At 34.9% G+C, this 17,823-nt stretch carries 18 protein-coding genes; 8 read left to right on the forward strand and 10 right to left on the reverse strand.

Going from position 1 to position 17,823, the window contains the following annotated elements; genetic code table 11:
* Positions 1–4: 4 nt before the first annotated feature.
* The 3 genes from murQ to ABC346_RS00265 all read right to left on the reverse strand — a co-directional run bounded on the left by murQ (position 5) and on the right by ABC346_RS00265 (position 3,072).
* Positions 5–889, reverse strand: coding sequence for an N-acetylmuramic acid 6-phosphate etherase (gene murQ / locus ABC346_RS00255; protein WP_413232978.1), 885 nt, complete (start codon positions 887–889; stop codon positions 5–7).
* Between the two features lie 125 nt (positions 890–1,014).
* Positions 1,015–1,863 (reverse strand): MurR/RpiR family transcriptional regulator, encoded by an 849-nt coding sequence (locus tag ABC346_RS00260; protein WP_413232979.1) that lies wholly within the window; start codon positions 1,861–1,863, stop codon positions 1,015–1,017.
* Between the two features lie 459 nt (positions 1,864–2,322).
* Complete coding sequence (locus ABC346_RS00265; RefSeq protein ID WP_413232980.1) at positions 2,323–3,072, reverse strand: GntR family transcriptional regulator; 750 nt, start codon at positions 3,070–3,072, stop codon at positions 2,323–2,325.
* Between the two features lie 353 nt (positions 3,073–3,425).
* Between ABC346_RS00265 and nagB the strand changes: the two genes are divergently transcribed.
* On the forward strand, positions 3,426–4,178 hold the full coding sequence (gene nagB / locus ABC346_RS00270) for a glucosamine-6-phosphate deaminase (protein ID WP_413232981.1): 753 nt from the start codon (positions 3,426–3,428) through the stop codon (positions 4,176–4,178).
* 104 nt (positions 4,179–4,282) lie between these two features.
* Here nagB and cshA read toward each other — a convergent pair whose 3' ends face one another.
* The gene (gene cshA / locus ABC346_RS00275) at positions 4,283–5,770 is read right to left on the reverse strand and encodes a degradosome RNA helicase CshA (RefSeq protein ID WP_413232982.1); all 1,488 of its coding nucleotides are present in this window, start codon (positions 5,768–5,770) and stop codon (positions 4,283–4,285) included.
* A 453-nt stretch (positions 5,771–6,223) separates the two neighbouring features.
* On the opposite strand from cshA, the gene ABC346_RS00280 reads away from it, so the two are divergent.
* Positions 6,224–7,135 (forward strand): DMT family transporter, encoded by a 912-nt coding sequence (locus ABC346_RS00280; protein ID WP_413232983.1) that lies wholly within the window; start codon positions 6,224–6,226, stop codon positions 7,133–7,135.
* Between the two features lie 85 nt (positions 7,136–7,220).
* Positions 7,221–8,084 carry a DegV family protein gene (locus tag ABC346_RS00285; protein ID WP_413232984.1) on the forward strand — a complete coding sequence of 288 codons (864 nt, stop codon included), beginning with the start codon at positions 7,221–7,223 and terminating at the stop codon, positions 8,082–8,084.
* A 44-nt stretch (positions 8,085–8,128) separates the two neighbouring features.
* Here ABC346_RS00285 and ABC346_RS00290 read toward each other — a convergent pair whose 3' ends face one another.
* The 4 genes from ABC346_RS00290 to ABC346_RS00305 form a co-directional block, all read right to left on the reverse strand.
* Positions 8,129–8,821, reverse strand: coding sequence for an alpha/beta hydrolase (locus tag ABC346_RS00290; RefSeq protein WP_413232985.1), 693 nt, complete (start codon positions 8,819–8,821; stop codon positions 8,129–8,131).
* A 108-nt stretch (positions 8,822–8,929) separates the two neighbouring features.
* On the reverse strand, positions 8,930–9,286 hold the full coding sequence (locus ABC346_RS00295; protein ID WP_413232986.1) for a YppG family protein: 357 nt from the start codon (positions 9,284–9,286) through the stop codon (positions 8,930–8,932).
* Positions 9,287–9,367: 81 nt separating this feature from the next.
* Positions 9,368–9,643, reverse strand: coding sequence for a glutaredoxin family protein (locus tag ABC346_RS00300; RefSeq protein WP_413232987.1), 276 nt, complete (start codon positions 9,641–9,643; stop codon positions 9,368–9,370).
* Between the two features lie 278 nt (positions 9,644–9,921).
* A complete protein-coding gene (locus ABC346_RS00305; RefSeq protein WP_413232988.1) occupies positions 9,922–10,368 on the reverse strand; it encodes a MarR family winged helix-turn-helix transcriptional regulator in 447 nt (148 codons plus the stop codon).
* Positions 10,369–10,612: 244 nt separating this feature from the next.
* Between ABC346_RS00305 and ABC346_RS00310 the strand changes: the two genes are divergently transcribed.
* From ABC346_RS00310 to ABC346_RS00330, 5 genes are all read left to right on the forward strand, one after another.
* Positions 10,613–11,575, forward strand: coding sequence for a phosphate/phosphite/phosphonate ABC transporter substrate-binding protein (locus tag ABC346_RS00310; RefSeq protein ID WP_413232989.1), 963 nt, complete (start codon positions 10,613–10,615; stop codon positions 11,573–11,575).
* A 101-nt stretch (positions 11,576–11,676) separates the two neighbouring features.
* A complete protein-coding gene (gene phnC, locus ABC346_RS00315; RefSeq protein WP_413232990.1) occupies positions 11,677–12,453 on the forward strand; it encodes a phosphonate ABC transporter ATP-binding protein in 777 nt (258 codons plus the stop codon).
* A complete protein-coding gene (gene phnE / locus ABC346_RS00320; RefSeq protein ID WP_413232991.1) occupies positions 12,450–13,265 on the forward strand; it encodes a phosphonate ABC transporter, permease protein PhnE in 816 nt (271 codons plus the stop codon). Before phnC ends, phnE (ABC346_RS00320) begins: the two co-directional genes overlap by 4 nt.
* Positions 13,265–14,071 carry a phosphonate ABC transporter, permease protein PhnE gene (gene phnE / locus ABC346_RS00325; protein WP_413232992.1) on the forward strand — a complete coding sequence of 269 codons (807 nt, stop codon included), beginning with the start codon at positions 13,265–13,267 and terminating at the stop codon, positions 14,069–14,071. Before phnE (ABC346_RS00320) ends, phnE (ABC346_RS00325) begins: the two co-directional genes overlap by 1 nt.
* Positions 14,072–14,197: 126 nt before the next feature.
* Positions 14,198–15,778, forward strand: a complete 1,581-nt coding sequence (locus ABC346_RS00330; RefSeq protein ID WP_413232993.1) for a bifunctional metallophosphatase/5'-nucleotidase — start codon at positions 14,198–14,200, stop codon at positions 15,776–15,778.
* 623 nt (positions 15,779–16,401) lie between these two features.
* Here the strand turns inward: ABC346_RS00330 and ABC346_RS00335 are convergent.
* Positions 16,402–16,971 (reverse strand): PepSY domain-containing protein, encoded by a 570-nt coding sequence (locus tag ABC346_RS00335; protein ID WP_413232994.1) that lies wholly within the window; start codon positions 16,969–16,971, stop codon positions 16,402–16,404.
* A gap of 144 nt (positions 16,972–17,115) precedes the next feature.
* Positions 17,116–17,748: a PepSY domain-containing protein gene (locus ABC346_RS00340; protein WP_413232995.1), complete on the reverse strand. Its 633-nt coding sequence runs from the start codon at positions 17,746–17,748 to the stop codon at positions 17,116–17,118.
* Between the last annotated feature and the right edge of the window lie 75 nt (positions 17,749–17,823).

The raw sequence follows: 17,823 nt of genomic DNA on the forward strand, positions 1-17,823 counted from the left end.
CCCCCTAATTTGTTTTACGTATAAACCCATCTGCCTGATCTAGATGTTGTTTTGCTTCCTCATAACCACAATTTAATAAAATCATTACAATGGCTGTCTTTACTGAGTTGTTTGCTTTTTGTAAGTAGTTTTCTGCAGTGGCGTAGTCGACTTGAGTGGCCTCAACAATAATTCGTTTAGACCGATCTACTAGTTTCTTATTCGTTGGTTGGAGATCTACCATTAGGTTTTCATATACTTTTCCTACACCAATCATGGATGCAGTAGAAATCATGTTTAGGATCAATTTTTGTGCAGTTCCCGCTTTTAGCCTTGTCGATCCGGTTATAACTTCTGGTCCTGTTTCAGCCTCAATAGCAATTTCAGCTATTTTCCCTATTTCTGAATTTTTATTATTGCTAATCGAAACGGTCGATGCTCCTATTTCTTTTGCATAAGCTAGTCCTCCTTTTACATATGGAGTTCTACCACTTGCTGCAATTCCAATGACAGTATCGTTATCTGTTAAATTAATTTCTACTAAATCCTGTTTTGCCATTGCTTCGGAATCTTCAGCCCCTTCTTTCGCTTTAATAATCGCCTCCATACCTCCTGAAATTAATCCTTTTACCATTTCAGATGAAACCCCAAACGTTGGCGGACATTCAGACGCATCTAACACTCCCAATCTACCACTAGTTCCTGCCCCAATATAAATTAATCTCCCATTACTTTTAAAAGAAATGATTGTTCGTTGAACCGCTTTTTCTATAGACAAAATTTCTTTTTGTACCGTCTGTGGAACAGTATAGTCTTCACGATTCATGATCTCTAGAATCTCTTTTATCGATTTTGTGTCAATATCCATCGTTTTCGGGTTACGCTGTTCCGTTGGTAACTTTTCTAACAAATTCCCACTTCCTTTCTCCTACTATTCTTAGTATTTATTTTACAATAGTGAAACTATTAGTCAATTATATTTTGTAAAATTATGAAATTAAATTTCATTAAGTGTTCAATTGCTTTATTTATATTTTAACGCCTTAATCGTTCTACTTCTTTTCTAGCATCTTGATATTTCGATAAGACTTGCTCACCTTTAGAATGAAAAATACTTAAATAAAGTGCATCTATAACTGTAAGTTGCGTCATTCTAGAAGGAATGCTACCTATTCTGAAATCATGCTCTACGGTTGGTGTACATAAATGAATATCTGCTAATTTATATAAAGGAGATTTGTCTAAATTTGTTATCGCGATTACAGTAACTCCACTACGCTTTGCTACTTCAGCAAGATCAACTACATCTTTCGTTTTACCCGACATACTGATTGCAATAAGAACATCATTTTCCTTTAAATAAGGAATCGTTGAAAGCATTAAGTGAAAGTCTTGTGGAGCAGTACAAGCGTATCCTAATCTCGTAAATTTATAATAACCATCATTTGCTGCTGTAGAAGACCCCCCCACACCAAAAAATAATATCTGATTTGCCTGTTGCAGAAGATTAACTGCTTTATCCAAAGATTTACGATCGATAGACGAGAGCATTGATTCAATCGCTGTCTTATTAACGTGGACAACCTGTTGAAAAAAATCAAATGGTTCTCCCTTTGTTTCTAGAATAGAAAAATCAGTTAATTGGCTATCAGCTTTGGTTATTTCTCGAACTAATTCCAATTTTAATCTTTTAAAACTTTCGATACCGACTGATTTACAAAACCGTACAACAGTTGCTTCACTACTTCCTGTTTTTTTAGACATATCCTTTGTCGTCATATTCGGAACTAACTCTGGATATTGCAAAATGAAAGCACCTATTTTTCGTTCTGCTTCTGATAAATGATTAATATTTTGTTGAAGTCGTTTTAAAATAGATCCCATTATAGTACCTCTCAAACTTTAATTTATTTACTAAACTTCATTATACATACTTTTACCAAATTCACTAAACCCAACAATTACTTAGCAGTTTGATCAAAGTGTTACATTTAAGCAAAAGATCAACTGCATGTTTTCTTTCCCCACTAAAATGGCAGTACCACAAGGGAATGACCTAAAGGACCTTAAAACAGAATCGGACAATTATCCTTTTAACTAAACATTTAGTCTTAAAGTGCAGAATTACTACCCGTGACATTCAAGATATTCAAAAAAATCTCTTGATAATTTCTTCATACCAATAAAACAAAGTTAACTGGTATATACAACTATACTAATTTATGATAAATTTATTTTAGAAGGGAAATATCCTATTGACCTGATTACAGAAATGGTATGCATCAGTAACTATTTCCTAAAGTAAATACGAGAGTCTATATAAAAACCAAAGACTCAGCTAAATTAGCCGCCTTTGGTTTTTTCATCTCTATGAAGTGTGAGATGGAATTTATATTTATCTGCACGATATATTGTTTGGGTAAATTCAATTGGAATTTCCGTCGGATGGTCTAGATAACTTACTCTTTCCATAATCAACACGGGATCACCGACATTAATATTTAAGAAGTTGGCTTGTTCATTAGTTGCTAGTGCACCTTCAATTGTTTGATTTCCAACAATAATGCGCTTCCCTATTTTTTGTTCAACATATTGGTAAAAAGAGCCTTGTAAATGAATTTCTTCCAGTTCTCCAACCACTTTGTTAGGAGTGTAAATAATTTCAAAAGCCAGGGGATCTTTGTTAGCAAAGCGAATACGTTTTATTTCATAATAGGATTCATCTGGTTGTAGTTGAAGTTTATGCGCAATTTGACTTGGTTGGTTGTGAAGCTGAATATATAACAATTGATTGGATGGGGTTAGGCCACGCTGCTTCATATCTTCTGTAAAACTTGTTAATCCAGAAAGATCATGTTCAAATTTAGGTTGAGCAATAAAGGTTCCCTTCCCTTTCACACGATAAAGAAGCCCAGCAGCAGCTAAATTATTTATGGCTTGGCGAACTGTCATACGGCTTATATGATATTGTTCAGCAAATTCTCTTTCAGATGGTAGAAGTTCTCCGGGAAGCCACTTTTGTTTATCAATTTGATGTTTTATATATTCTTCTAATTGGTAATAGATTGGTATAGGTGAATTTTTATCTATCATTTTAATACCCCTTTAATGGATTGAGTCAATTTCATAATTGCCAAATTGGATTAAAAAACGAATAATCATTATGAATATAACACTAATGTTCGTATTATAGGAAATTCTTGGCTTTGATTGGTATGGAAGACGGCGACTCCTGAAGGAATAGCACGAGCTGAAAAGCACCATCAGAAAGGAAACCAAACAGCACAACATTTGGATTTTATACCAAATACCTTAATTATGAAATTGATTGAATTGGATTGAACGAAAAAATTTATTAGAAATAGCTTATCAGAATTAACTTTTAATGTACATTAACATGTATAGACAACTGTATATGTTTAATAAAAAAAGAAGGTCGGATGAAAATGAAAATAATACAAACAAAAAATTATCAATCGATGAGTAAGCTTGCTAGCCAGTATGTGATCAATACTTTAAAACAAATAGATAAACCCGTTCTCGGGCTAGCGACCGGATCAACTCCTGAAGGTCTCTATCAACATTTAATTAAAGCTTATCAAACGCATCAAATTTCTTTTGCAAATGTATCCACATTTAATCTAGATGAATATGTGGGTTTGGACAAAGAAGATAAGAATAGTTATCACTATTACATGCACAAGTTTCTATTTAACCATGTTGATGTCCCTTCTAGAAATATCCATTTGCCCAATGGAATAGCAAATGACTTGAACGTAGAATGTACATCTTATGAAAATCGAATTCAGTCAGTTGGTGGTATTCATATACAAATACTAGGTATCGGGAAAAATGGACATATTGGTTTTAATGAGCCTGGCACTTCCTTTGAAAGTAGAACTCATGTCGTTGATTTGGATGAATCTACAAGAAGAGCAAATGCACGTTTCTTTGACTCCTTCGACGAAGTGCCAAACCAAGCAATCACAATGGGAATCCAGTCTATCATGCAAGCGAAAGAAATACTCCTACTTGTTTCTGGTAGTGAGAAAGCAGAGGCGTTAGAAAAATTGGTAAATGGTAAAGTTAATGAAGATTTTCCAGCATCTATTCTTCAAACACATCAGAATGTCAAAATTATCGCTGATAAAGCTGCCTTAGAAAACATTTCTTATAGATATGTTTCAGAAACTATGTGATCAAACTTATTTAGTAAATTAAGGAAGAAAAGCTTCTCCATAGCAAATGGTGAAAAATACCGTAAAAAATCCCACTACATACTTTTGTAGCGGGATTTTTTAACTTAATTGTCTCTATTACGGCGTTGGAAATTACCTTTTCCTTTTCGGTTGCGACCACCTTGACCGCGTCCTCCTTGGTTACGGCCACCTTGTCCACGACCACCATAGAAACGTTTGTTATTGGAACGTCTATTATTTTTATTATCTTTTTGGTTTTTCGCTTTCTTCACGCTGATTGGTGCAACAGAAGAAATACGAACTGGTGTATCACGACGTTCTTTCGTCATCATACTGATAGCAGCTGAGACAACTGTAATTGAATCGTACTCATCCAATAATTCTTTTGCTGCATCTTCGTATACTTTTAAGTCTTTCTCATTAATTGCTTTCTTTAACTTCTCAATAGTTACTTGTTGTTGACCACGACGAGCATCTTGATTCGTTGGTGGTGCCATACGCTTCATTTTACTCTTTGTCGTTTGTTCAATTAGATTTAAATGCGCCATTTCTCTCGGAGTAATGAAAGAAATTGCTTCACCCATTTTTCCAGCTCTCCCTGTACGTCCAATACGGTGAACGTAACTTTCTGGATCTTGTGGAATGTCAAAGTTATAAACATGTGTTACACCTGAAATATCTAATCCACGTGCAGCTACGTCTGTAGCAACTAATACATCAACCCGGCCTTGCTTGAATTTCTTCAATACAGACATGCGTTTTCCTTGTGTTAAGTCACCATGAATACCTTCTGAGCGATATCCTCTTGCTTGTAACCCTTCCGCTACTTCATCCACACGCTTCTTCGTACGTGCAAATATAATCGCAAGTTCTGGGGAATTAATATCTAAATGATTGTTTAACGTATCAAATTTATACTTCTCAGGGATTTCGATAAAGTACTGATCGATATTCTCTACAGTCATTTCTTTCGCTTTTACTTTTACTTCTTTTGGTTCCTTCATAAGCGTAGTAGCGATATTACGGATTTCTTTTGGCATAGTTGCAGAGAAAAGTAATGTTTGTCTTTCTTCTGGAATACCTTTTAAGATCTCACGAATATCATCGATAAAGCCCATGTTCAGCATTTCATCTGCTTCATCTAAAACTGCTGTATGCACTTGATCAATACGAATCGTTTTTCTACGCATATGATCTAATAATCTACCCGGAGTAGCAACAACGATTTGTGGACCATCCTTTAGTGCTCGAATCTGACGGTCCATCGGTTGACCACCATATATTGCGAGAGCTCTAACACTCTTGAATTTCGCTAGACGATTTATTTCTTCTGCTACTTGAATAGCAAGTTCACGAGTTGGTGCAACAATTAAACCTTGCACCTTTCGTACCTTTGCATTAATTTTATTGATTAACGGAATACCGAATGCTGCTGTTTTACCTGTTCCTGTTTGTGCTTGGCCAATAACATCATGACCTTCTAGTGCATGTGGGATAGTTTCCGCTTGAATTGGTGTAGCTTCCTCAAACCCCATTTTTTCTAATGCTTTCATAATAGGGGCGGAAACACCTAGTTCGTTAAATTTTGTCACCTAATAGTCGACTCCTTTTTTGTGAATATTCATCGCAAAAGAGGCCCTGTGATTTTTCTCATACTTTATTCCATCCTTCATTGATAGTACAATTTAAAGAGGTGGAACCCTATTAGAGCAATGGGTTACCTTCTCCATTGCACGATTTAAAAATTGCTGAAATGAAACTTACATTCATCGTCAGCAATTAAAGGGAATAATAAGACCTTTATGTGGTTATCCATAATAATCGGCTTTTAACTAGTAAAGTATAAAAAAGGCTTCACCGTTTGGTAAGAGGCCTCGAAACGAATGCTTTCATTATCATACCATAATTAATGGACATATATCTACTCTATGGCTTAAAATGATTTTTTAAATCGTACATGATAGAATAGGATTTAATAATTTACTACCGATAAAGCCTATTATTTACAGTACTTGAATCATCATGAAATTAAAGGATGTCATATTATGCGTAAATCACCTTTTAATCCATATGTTGCAGTAGTAATAGGAGTTCTATCTATTTCTACTTCAGCTATATTTGTCAGGCTTGCTTCAGAAGCCCCTGCCTCTATTATTGCAAATTACCGCTTATTATTTGCTGTACTCTTATTATTACCCATTGTTATTGGAAAATATCGTCATGAATTTAAAAATATAACTAGAAAAAATTGGTTCTTATCTATACTAGCAGGTATTTTCCTTGCGATGCATTTTATTTTTTGGTTTGAGTCATTAAATTATACATCCGTTGCCAGTTCTGTTGTATTAGTATCGATGCAACCAATATTTGCTTTTATTGGAACATATTTTTTATTTGGAGAACGTTTTTCATTTGGCGCAGTTATTAGCATTGCCATCGTAATTATAGGCAGTATTATTATCGGCTTCAATGATTTTCAAATCGCTGGGAGTGCGTTATTTGGGGATGCATTGGCATTACTTGGGGCTGTTACAGTAACGATCTATTTTTTATCTGGACAACAAGTTCGAAAGCATGTTTCTTTAATAACATATACATTTGTTGTATACGGTGTCAGTGCTATCACACTTATACTTTTCAATATTATTAAACAAGAAGATTTCTTTCATTACCCTGCTGACCATTGGTGGATTTTCATTGCTTTAGCAATCATACCCACTTTCCTAGGTCATTCCTTATTCAACTGGTCATTAAAATGGCTAAGTACGGCAACAATTTCCATGGCAATTGTTTTTGAACCAATAGGAGCAAGTATTTTAGCAGTAATCTTTTTAGATGAAACTCCAACCTGGGCTCAATTGTTAGGTGGAACAATAATTATTTTTGGGTTATTTTTATTTATCGTAAGTACTTCAAGGAAAAAAAAGGTAACGATTTCAACAAAACGCCATAAATAATCCTATAATACGCTAAAATCGTATTATTACTACACATTAACTGTTATAATGAAGATCATAGTTACTATTAAGAGCAGGTGAAAAGATGCATATTCAACTAATGACAGATAGTTCTGCTGATATTCCAGCATTTTTAAGCGAAAAGATAGAAGTAAAGGTAGTTCCACTCTATCTTCATTTTAGTGATGGACAATATACAAGTGGGGTTACGATGGGGATTGAATCCTATCATGAAAAAGTAAAGGAATTAGGAGAATTACCTCGTTCTGCAGCACCGAGTCCACATAACTTTTATGAAGAATATAAGAAAATCCCCGCTGACAAACCTATTATTATGCTTAGCCTTTCTAGTGCACTAAGTAGTACGTATGATCATGCATTAGCCGGAAAAGAGTTATTATTAGAAGAAGAACCGAATCGTGTGATTGAAGTCATCAATACAAAGACAGCTTCTTGCGGAATTTCACTATTATTACATGAAGCAGGCAAAAAATTAGATGAAGGATATTCATTTGATCACCTCGTCGAACACCTACATGAGCGAGTTGAACAAACAACTACTTTATTTGTTTTAAAGACGCTTGAAAATCTCGTACTTGGCGGAAGACTTGAAAAGATGAAAGGTCGAATTGCAAAAACGCTTAATATCAAAATTCTCATGAAAGCTACCGATGAGGGAAATATTGAAGTAGCTGAAAAAGTACGTGGTGATAAAAAGTCGATTCGTCGGTTTATTGATCAAATTGGTGAATACACAAAAAATACAGAGAACAAAATTATATCAATGACCCACTGTAGAGACGAGGATCGCGCTAACAGCGTTCTTAAAGAAATACAACATAAATATCGTTTTAAAGATTCTCTTCTTGCTGAAACAGGACCATTAATCTCAACTTATGGTGGAGAAGGCGCTCTTGTAATGGCATTCTTTAAAGATAAAAATAAATAAACAAATAAAACCGTATGCTCTCTGCCAGGTGAGAGCATACGGTTTTATTGTTGTTGAATGAGGAAATCGTATACCATTCCATTTAAAGTATCTTTATCCTCTCCTAAGCATATTAAATGCCTAGATCTTTCAAACACGACGACTTCTTTTTCTTCAGAATGAATTTCCTTATCTAAATAATATGCCGTTTTATAAGGAACCATTCCATCAAGTTGTCCATGTGCAATTAAAACTGGAGAATTCACCTTATCCAAGTAGCGCCTTGTAAAGCGAACCAATTTCATAAATTCAATATTTGCTTTTAAAGGTACCATACCTAACTTCTTCTTATAATGATTATACAGCTTATTTTTGCTTAAATCCCCGCGGAGACCATCACCTATACACGTTGCAATATCTAAGCCAATTTGCTTGAAACTCAAATATTTTCCAGAAGGTGCTAATAATACTAATTTGTCTATTTGATACTTTGCCGCGAGATAGGCAGCAATCATTCCTCCCATGGAAAAACCAATTACATACACCTTTTCATATTTTTCCTGTAAAGGCTCAAGAGCTGCTTCTGCTGCTTGAATCCAATTTTTGTAAGATGCATTTTCAAGGCTAAGCTGTTCCCCATGTCCTGGTAATGTAGGAACTTCTACATGCCAATCTGTATTCTCTCTTAAGAAGTCTGCTAAAGGATCTACCTCATATGGACCTCCAGTGTAGCCGTGTATGATCAAGCACGCTATCATAATGATTTCTCCTTTTTTGTGTGCTTCCCCAAAACGACTGTTCTCCCAAAGGCAGAAGAACAGTTTTATTGTACCTAAATCTTATGCATGTTATGCGAGTTAACTTAATTAACGAAAAGTTTTTACGAATGTACTAAACTCTTTAATAATTGGTGAGACTTGATGGTACGTACTTGCCAATTGCCCAACTGTATTCATAACCTTATCAAACTTTAAAGGATTTTCTCCTTCCCCGGGGATAAACTGCTGGTTAGGCTGCGCCGAATTAAGCATATTCCCCTGCCCTTGCTGCAAACTCTGTAATGGTAATTCCGGTTTTGCAAAAACTTCATATGGGGTGGAGGGGTGTTGTTGTGTATTCCAAGTATTAGTTAATGGAGATATAGGTTGTTGTTGGGGTATTTGATTAAAGTTATGATTATCAGAAAAATTATTCATTTGACGTGAATACTTATGACGTTGCATGATTCACACACCCTTTGGTGATGTACTTTTTATAGTAGTATATGTTCACTCAAAATTAGGTGTGAAAGTCATCCATATAAATTATGAGTTAAATCCATCAAACAAAGATGAATAATGAGAAACATCATCTAAGCCTAGTGCGTATTTCAATTTATTTTTTTGAAACCCTAACACAAAGTCTCCATCTATCTCTGTAGCTGGAGTACCGTAGATTCCTTTATTTTGTAAATCCTGTAAATACGTCTTATTTTCAGTTACATTTTTTATCTGATAAGTTATTTTATATTCATCCAGTAACTCGATAACTTTTTTGGAGGGTTCGTTAACTTCACTAACATAGACTACTACTTTACTCATCGTTATTTTCCTCCTGATGTAGTACGAAATTTTTTCTTCGTATTATCTTGTACCCATGAAAACATTGTCCTAAACATTAACTTAACAATATTGAAACTTTACTGTTATAATCCCCTAAAAATTCACTTATATTAACGTATAAAATACATGAATCAATATTATATCTAAACAAAAAGTATGTGCTAAGTATTTTTTTCCATGGAGTAAATTGAAAAGAGGCCGGGAAGTATTATTCTACTTTCCCTAGCCTCGTAATAAAAAAATATAATGACTAAATATTAAAGTTCTCGAATAGCCGTTCCTAACTTTCTTAATAAAACGATTGCTTCTTCTTTTTCATGATAGTCTAATCCATGCATAATTTCTTTAATTTTATCCCAATGCCCAGGGAAAATAGAATCAAGTAATTCTGTTCCTTTATCAGTAATAACAGCATAGGTAACACGCTTATCTAATTCACACTGTTGCCTCGTTAGATATCCTTGCTTTTCAAGCTTATTTACAACATACGTAATACTACCGCTTGTTAATAAAATCTTATCCGCAATTTTTTGTAATGGTTGCTGACCCCGATGATACAATAATTCCAAAACAGCGAAGTCAGTAAAACTTAATCCCCTGGACTTCACATCTAGCTCTACCTGCTCCATCACTGTTTTGTATGCTTTGGATAATATAACTAGTAACTTCAAGGATGGATCCTGTTTTTTAGTTACCAATTCCATCTATACTCCACTCCCTCAATTATACTATTCCCCCCTCTTTATTATATCTATTTTCAACAAAAAAGCATAAATAATTACAAATATTACATAACTAACCAGCAATTAATATTACAAAAAATTAAAATCAATCTAAAAATGAATTGTTAAAACAAATTTAATTTACAGAATTTGACTGGATTTTTAGTCAAAAATATTATTTAATAGAAATGTAAGATATTTCTTTATATTACATAGGAGGGTCAAGATGAAGAAATTTTACAGTTTATTGCTTATCCTTGGACTTGTATTATTTTTAGCAGCTTGTGGTAGCTCTGAAGAAGATGCAGGTACTGGTGATTCAAGTAGTAATGGTGATGAATCAAATGGAGAAGAAGAAACAGCAGAAGGGGAAATCCCTGATACGCTTGTAATGGGATTTGTTCCATCGCAGGATTCAGACACAATTGCAGATACAGTAGAACCTCTAGCAGAAAGACTAGGGGAAGAATTAGGAATTACTGTAGAAGGACGAGTTATGACCAATTATAATGCTTTAGTTGAAGCAATGGGGGCAAACCAGGTACATGTTGGATTTATCCCTGCTTTTGGTTATGTGCTTGCTAGTGAACAATATGATGCAGAAGTTATTTTAAAATCTATTCGTTTCGGTTCTGGAACTTATAAGGCGCAATATGTCGTACGTTCTGATTCTGGCATTGAAAGTTTAGCAGATTTAGAGGGGAAAGTTTGGGCCTATGCGGATCAAGGATCCACTTCAGGCTATTTATTCCCTGCCAGTCAATTAATGGAAGAATTTGATTATGATACTGCTGCTGAATTAGAAAGTAACTTCTTCGGTGGTTCTATTGCTTCCGGTGGACATGACAACTCTGCTATTTCTGTTTTAAATGGAGATGCAGATGTAGCAACAACTTTTGATGACGTAAGAACGGAATTAGAAGAAGAATACCCAACTGTAATGGAAGACTTATCCATTCTAGGTTACACAGATGAAATTCCAAATGACACTATTTCTGTAACAAAAGAACTACCTGATGACTTTGTACAAAAAATAAAAGAAGCGTTCTTGACTTTTAATGATGATGAAGAAATGATTCAAATTATGAACGAAGTATATAATTGGGATGCAATCGATGAAGCATCGGATGAAGAATACGACATTGTTCGAGAAACATACCAGGAGTTCAAAGATAATATCGAACTATAAACAAACGTTTTTTGAATCGATCACACCAATAAAAAGGGAAGTTATTATACTTCCCTTTTTTCCTAGTGTTTTGACTTATTTTGTAATGGAGGATTACTACTATGATTGAGTTTAAGGATGTCGGCCTTGTCTATCCAAATGGAACGGAAGGTCTGAAAAATATTAATGTAAAAATTAATGATGGAGAATTTGTTGTAATTGTAGGCTTATCTGGAGCCGGTAAGTCTACATTTATTCGTAGTATTAACCGATTAGTTACTCCAACAACTGGAGAGTTAATCATTGATGATGAAAATATTTTAAAGTATAGCGGAAATAAGTTACGTATGTTACGTACGAAAACAGGCATGATCTTTCAAAATTATAACCTTGTTAAGCGTTCTAATGTATTTAAAAATGTACTAGCTGGTCGTCTTGGGCATACGGGAACCATCCGCTCTATCTTTAATCAATATAAAAAAGAAGATGTTGCATTAGCTTATGAGAGTCTGCAACGTGTTAATATCGCTGAAAAAATTTATAACCGTGCCGATGAACTTAGTGGCGGACAACAACAACGGGTTAGCATTGCACGTGTTCTTACCCAACAACCAAAATATATCTTGGCTGATGAGCCTGTCGCATCACTCGATCCTCCAACTTCTCATCAAGTAATGACTTATTTAAAGAAAATTAACCGTGAAGACAAAATTACAACAATCGTTAACCTTCACTTTATCGATATGGCGATGGAATATGCAGATCGGATTATTGGAATGCGAGCTGGTGAAGTTGTATTTGACGGTCCTGTATCGGAGGTTAGTGAAAGTACCTTCGAAGAAATTTATGGTCGCTCTATACGTGAAGATGACCTACGTGGGGGTGCAAATGAGTCGTGACAAACTCCAAGCAACCATTGAGTAAAAAAGAAATTCCATCTCTTTATCCAGCCAAAACAAAAATGCAAGTTACCGTTATCTTCTTTGTTGTACTAGCTCTGTATTTATACAGCATGATTAGCACACAACAACAGATGACAAGCGGATTTGGAAATGCGTTGTCAAATATGAGACAAGTAATTGAAAAGTTCTTTCCACCAAATCCAGCTGTTTTTGTACCAATATTACCTGCCATTATTGAAACAATACAGATGGCAATTATCGCAACTACAGTGGCAGCGCTCTTCACTGTGCCACTATCATTACTTGCAGCACGCAATATTACAACAGTCAAACCATTATATTACATAGCTCGTACATTTTTAAATATATTACGTACAATTCCAGATCTTGTTCTTGCTGTAATTTTTGTTGGATTATTTGGTATCGGTGTTTTCCCTGGTATCTTAGCACTTATTGTATTTTCCATTGGAATTCTTGCTAAGTTAATTAGTGAAACGATTGAAGCTGTTGATATGAATCCACTAGAAGCAATGCGCGCATCTGGAGGAAATGTATTTCAAGTAATTTGGTATGCATTAGTCCCACAAGTATTACCACAATTTACTTCACTTGTGCTTTATGTATTTGAAATTAATATTCGTGCATCACTTGTACTTGGTCTTGTAGGTGCTGGTGGTATTGGTTTAATACTGAATCAACAATTACAATTCTATAATTATCCAAATGCTATGATGATCATTATCGTTATTTTTGTAGTTGTAATTATCATTGAGTATATCAGCACAAAAATAAGGGAGGCGTTATTATAATGGAAAATAAAAATCTTTCCTTACCTCCAAAACCAAAGAACTCTTTAGCGAAGAAATTCCGAAATATCATTATTGCTATACTTGTTATTGCAATGTATATTTGGACGTTTGTGACCATTGATGTTGATTGGGGACGCGCAATTGAAAGAGCCATAAACAACTTCCAGCGTGTTATCCCAGAACTATTCAGTCCTGATTGGTCTGCTTTAGGTGAAGTTTCCGCAAGTATGTTAGAGACTATCTTTATCGCATTTGCTGGATCATTAATGGCCGCAGTGATAGCTGTACCATTATCATTTATTGCAGCACGCAATATGATGGGTGGTAAAATCACTTCTGTCATTGGGAAATTTTTCTTATCTGCTGTACGTGCCTTTCCGGAGATTATCCTTGCTATTTTATTTGTAGTAGCAGTTGGACCAAATGCTTTTGCAGGGGTACTTGCTATTGCTATTGGGTCTACAGGGATGCTCGGAAAAATGTTCTCTGAAATTATCGAATCGATTGATATGCAAGTCATTGAGGCAATGGAAGCTTCGGGTGCGAATAAAATTCAAATTTTATTCCATGGTGTACTTCCGCAAATCATTCCAGAATTCCTGTCTTATGCCATTTATCGATTTGAAGTAGATATACGTGCTTCTTCTATACTTGGTATCGTTGGAGCAGGTGGTATTGGTACAATGATTATGTTCGCATCAAGTAACCGTAATTGGAATGAAATGGGTATGATTTTACTAGCGATTATTATTGTAGTAACTGTTATCGACTTTGCCTCGGCAAGAATTCGTCGTAAAATTGTATAAGATGCTTTATGAAAGAAAGTAATTAATAGTGATCTTTCCGTCCTCGAGTAAAGTTCCCATAAACTCGAGGGCGTTTTAACGATTACAAATAGGAAGTAGTCGTACGATAGAAAGGATGTTTTTTGAATGCACCAATCAACCATAACTATCTTATATACAAGTGATGTACATGGACATGCAATGCCAATACAGTATGGAACAAACAAGGAAGAAGATATTGGACTTGCTAAATATGCAACAGTGGTAGAGGAGTACCGAGAAGTCGAAGACAATCTAATTATTATTGATAATGGTGATTTAATTCAAGGAACACCACTTATGACACATTATGTGAAGGAACATCTAGATAAACCCAATCCTATGGTGGGGATAATGAATCAATTACAAATTGACGCGGGAGTTATCGGTAACCATGAATTTAATTTCGGAAACTCCGTTTTGCAACAAGCAATTCATGAATCAAATTTTCCTTGGTTATCCGCGAATATCATACATAAACAAACAAAGGAACCCGCTTTCGGTCCCCCTTATATTATTAAAACATTTAATAATGGAATAACCGCAGCCATCGTTGGAGTAACTACTCATTATATTCCTAATTGGGAATCACCTGAGCACATCAAGGAATTATCATTTGAGGATGCATTCGATACATTAAATAACTGGGTTACTTACATTAGAGAGAACGAGCAGCCTGATATTGTAATTGCTGCTTATCATGGTGGTTTTGAACGCAATATATTAACGGGACAAGCAACAGAAGACTTAACTGGAGAAAATCAAGGTTATAAAATGATGGAGGAAATTGATGGTATCGATATTTTATTAACCGGACACCAACATCGTAGAATAAATGAAAATAAAAATAATGTTCTAGTCTTACAACCAGGAAATAATGGGCAAGCGTATGGAAAAGTTGAAATCAATCTATTGAAAGATACTAAAGATAAATGGGTTATCCAAAGTAAAGAAGGAACCATCCAAGAATTTGTTGGAGTAAAATCATCTCCAAGTATACTTCAATATCTGGAACCTTTAGAGTCTTCTACGCAGGAATGGTTAGATCAACCAATTGGCAAAATCGATGGAGATATGGTTATCCATGACCCATTTGAAGCACGCATTAAAAAGCATCCTTTCATTGAATTTATTCATAAGGTACAAATGGATGCAGCTGAAGTCGATATATCTGTTTCTGCGTTATTGAATAACACGTCAAAAGGTTTTTCTTCAGAAGTGACCATGCGTGACATTGTATCTAATTATATGTATCCCAATACGTTAACTGTACTGGAATTAACTGGACAAGACATGAAAGATGCTTTAGAAAAAAGCGCAGAATACTTTACTATTGAAGATAATCAAATTACCGTTAACCCTAGTTTCGTTGATCCCAAACCACAACATTACAATTATGATATCTGGCATGGAATTGACTATACGATGAATATCTCAAATCCTCCAGGTGATCGTGTTTCCAATATACGCTACCATGGGGAACCAATAGAATATGATGATACATTTCACGTTGTATTAAATAATTACCGTGCATCTGGCGGTGGTAATTACGATATGTTTAAACATAAGCCAGTAGTAAAAGAAATACAAAAGGATGCTGTAGAACTAATTCGAGCGTATTTTGAAAAACATCCTCGTGTTACTGCAACTACGACCAATAATTATCAAGTAGTTATGGATCACAAATAATGGATGGATTCGAATGAATTTCTTTTAAAAACCCGCTTCAGTACTGCTAATTATACGTCAATGTAAAAACGCGAGCGGCTATGATCCTCCCCATGTGTATTATAGTAATCCGAGAGCAGACATTAGCCATGGCGTTTCTCTACTTTGAGTATTTATATTTTTTTATGCTTTTTATTTTATCGTACTCTATCGAACATTTTCTTGCTTTTTTTAACCGGTCTATTCACCACTTTTTCGAATTTCTCATGCTGTTTTGGTTTATAGAACCGGTCTATTCACTACTTTTCTGGATTTCTCATGCTATTTTGGTTTATAGAACCGGTCTATTCACTACTTTTCTGGATTTCTCATGCTATTTTGGTTTATAGAACCGGTCTATTCACTACTTTTCGGATTTCTCATGCTGTTTTGGTTTATAGAACCGGTCTATTCACCACTTTTCTGGATTTCTCATGCTGTTTTGGTTTATAGAACCGGTCTATTCACTTCTTTTTCAGATTTTCAAGCTTCGTTTGGGTTTTGGAGACAGTGTATTTTACATTAAGATGCTTTCCCGAACTCGTTTTGATTTGCCCTATCCATTTTTTAGCACAAGAGGTTTGCCCTCTTGTGCTTTTTATTGATTAATCATCGAAACGATCATCGTCGTCCGTTTCTATATCCATTTCCAACACATCACCTGTTACTGCATCTATTTCAAAATCTGCTTCTTTATTTCCTTCTCTCACTTCAATTTCATAAACATACTTACTATCATCTTCATCTAACTCAAATCCTACGACTTTGCCAGAAAACTGTTCCAATGCAATTTCTTTCGCTTTTTGATCGCCAATGAAGTTTGAGCTATCTACATTAGAATTTTTATTTGTTTCCTGTTTATTTTCTAGTTGAAATTTCTCTACGTTTTCTTTAATAATTTCTCCTGTTTCTGCATCAATTTCCAAGTCATATTCTTCGTCGTCATTGATTACCTCTACTTCGTAATGAGTTTGATTGTCATCTCTGTCTAATTCAAAATCAGTAATCTCACCCTCATACTGTTCGTTAACGATAGAAGTGATATCTTCCGAAGATAACGTTGGCTGTTTGTTATTTTCCGAAGCTGAAGCTGCTTGATCCGATTGTGAAAGTCCTAACCCTACTGCTGTTGAGATTGTTAATGCTCCTACTAGTACTGCCAATTTCTTTTTCATTTAAAATTACCTCCTTGTTGTTGTTAACTACATCATATCCAACAAGGATTATAAGACTCTTTGATAAAGATTAGAATTTCATGAGAATTTATTGAAAGGTATTTAATATAGCCATAAAAAAAGCTACCAATATGCATTAGTAGCTTAATCATCATCATCTTCAGTTTCAATCACGATAACATTTCCCGTGTACGCATTAATTTCAATATTTGCTTCTTTACTGCCATCGACTATTTCAATTTCATAAATCATTGTTCCATCATCTTCATCTAGCTCAAGTTCACTTACAGTTCCAGAAAACTGTTTTAATGCAATTTCTTTTGCCTCTTCTGATGAGATGATCGCATTGTTTCGTTGTTCAGATGATGGTTCGTCTTTATCAGCTTTATCTGTATCATCATTATTCTGTTGACCATCTTGGTTATTACCTTTATTTGAATTTTCATCAGGTGTTGTATTATTGTTATCATCTGGCTTCACATTCTCTGCTTTTTCAGCTTCTGTTTGATAGATATCCAATACCTTACCTGTGTTCCCATCTAATAACACTTCGTAACTACCATTTTCCTGCTGTACTTCCACTTGATATACAGGCTCGCCATCCTTTAATTGCAGATTTGGTTCATTTTGATTCCCAGGATACTGTGCTTCCACTAGTTCTTTTATTTCGGCTTGGGATAGCTTTGGCTCACTGGAAGAAGCTCCTGTACGATAAATAAAAAACAAACTAACAACTAATATTACTACTGCCCCGATAAGCAGTGTACGTTTATTCATATGCTTCACCTCTACATGCAAACTTTATCATACTAATCATCATAAAATACTAATAAAAAGATTAGAATTTAATGA

This window comes from Oceanobacillus phoenicis, from assembly GCF_047238145.1.
Lineage (GTDB): Bacteria > Bacillota > Bacilli > Bacillales > Amphibacillaceae > Oceanobacillus.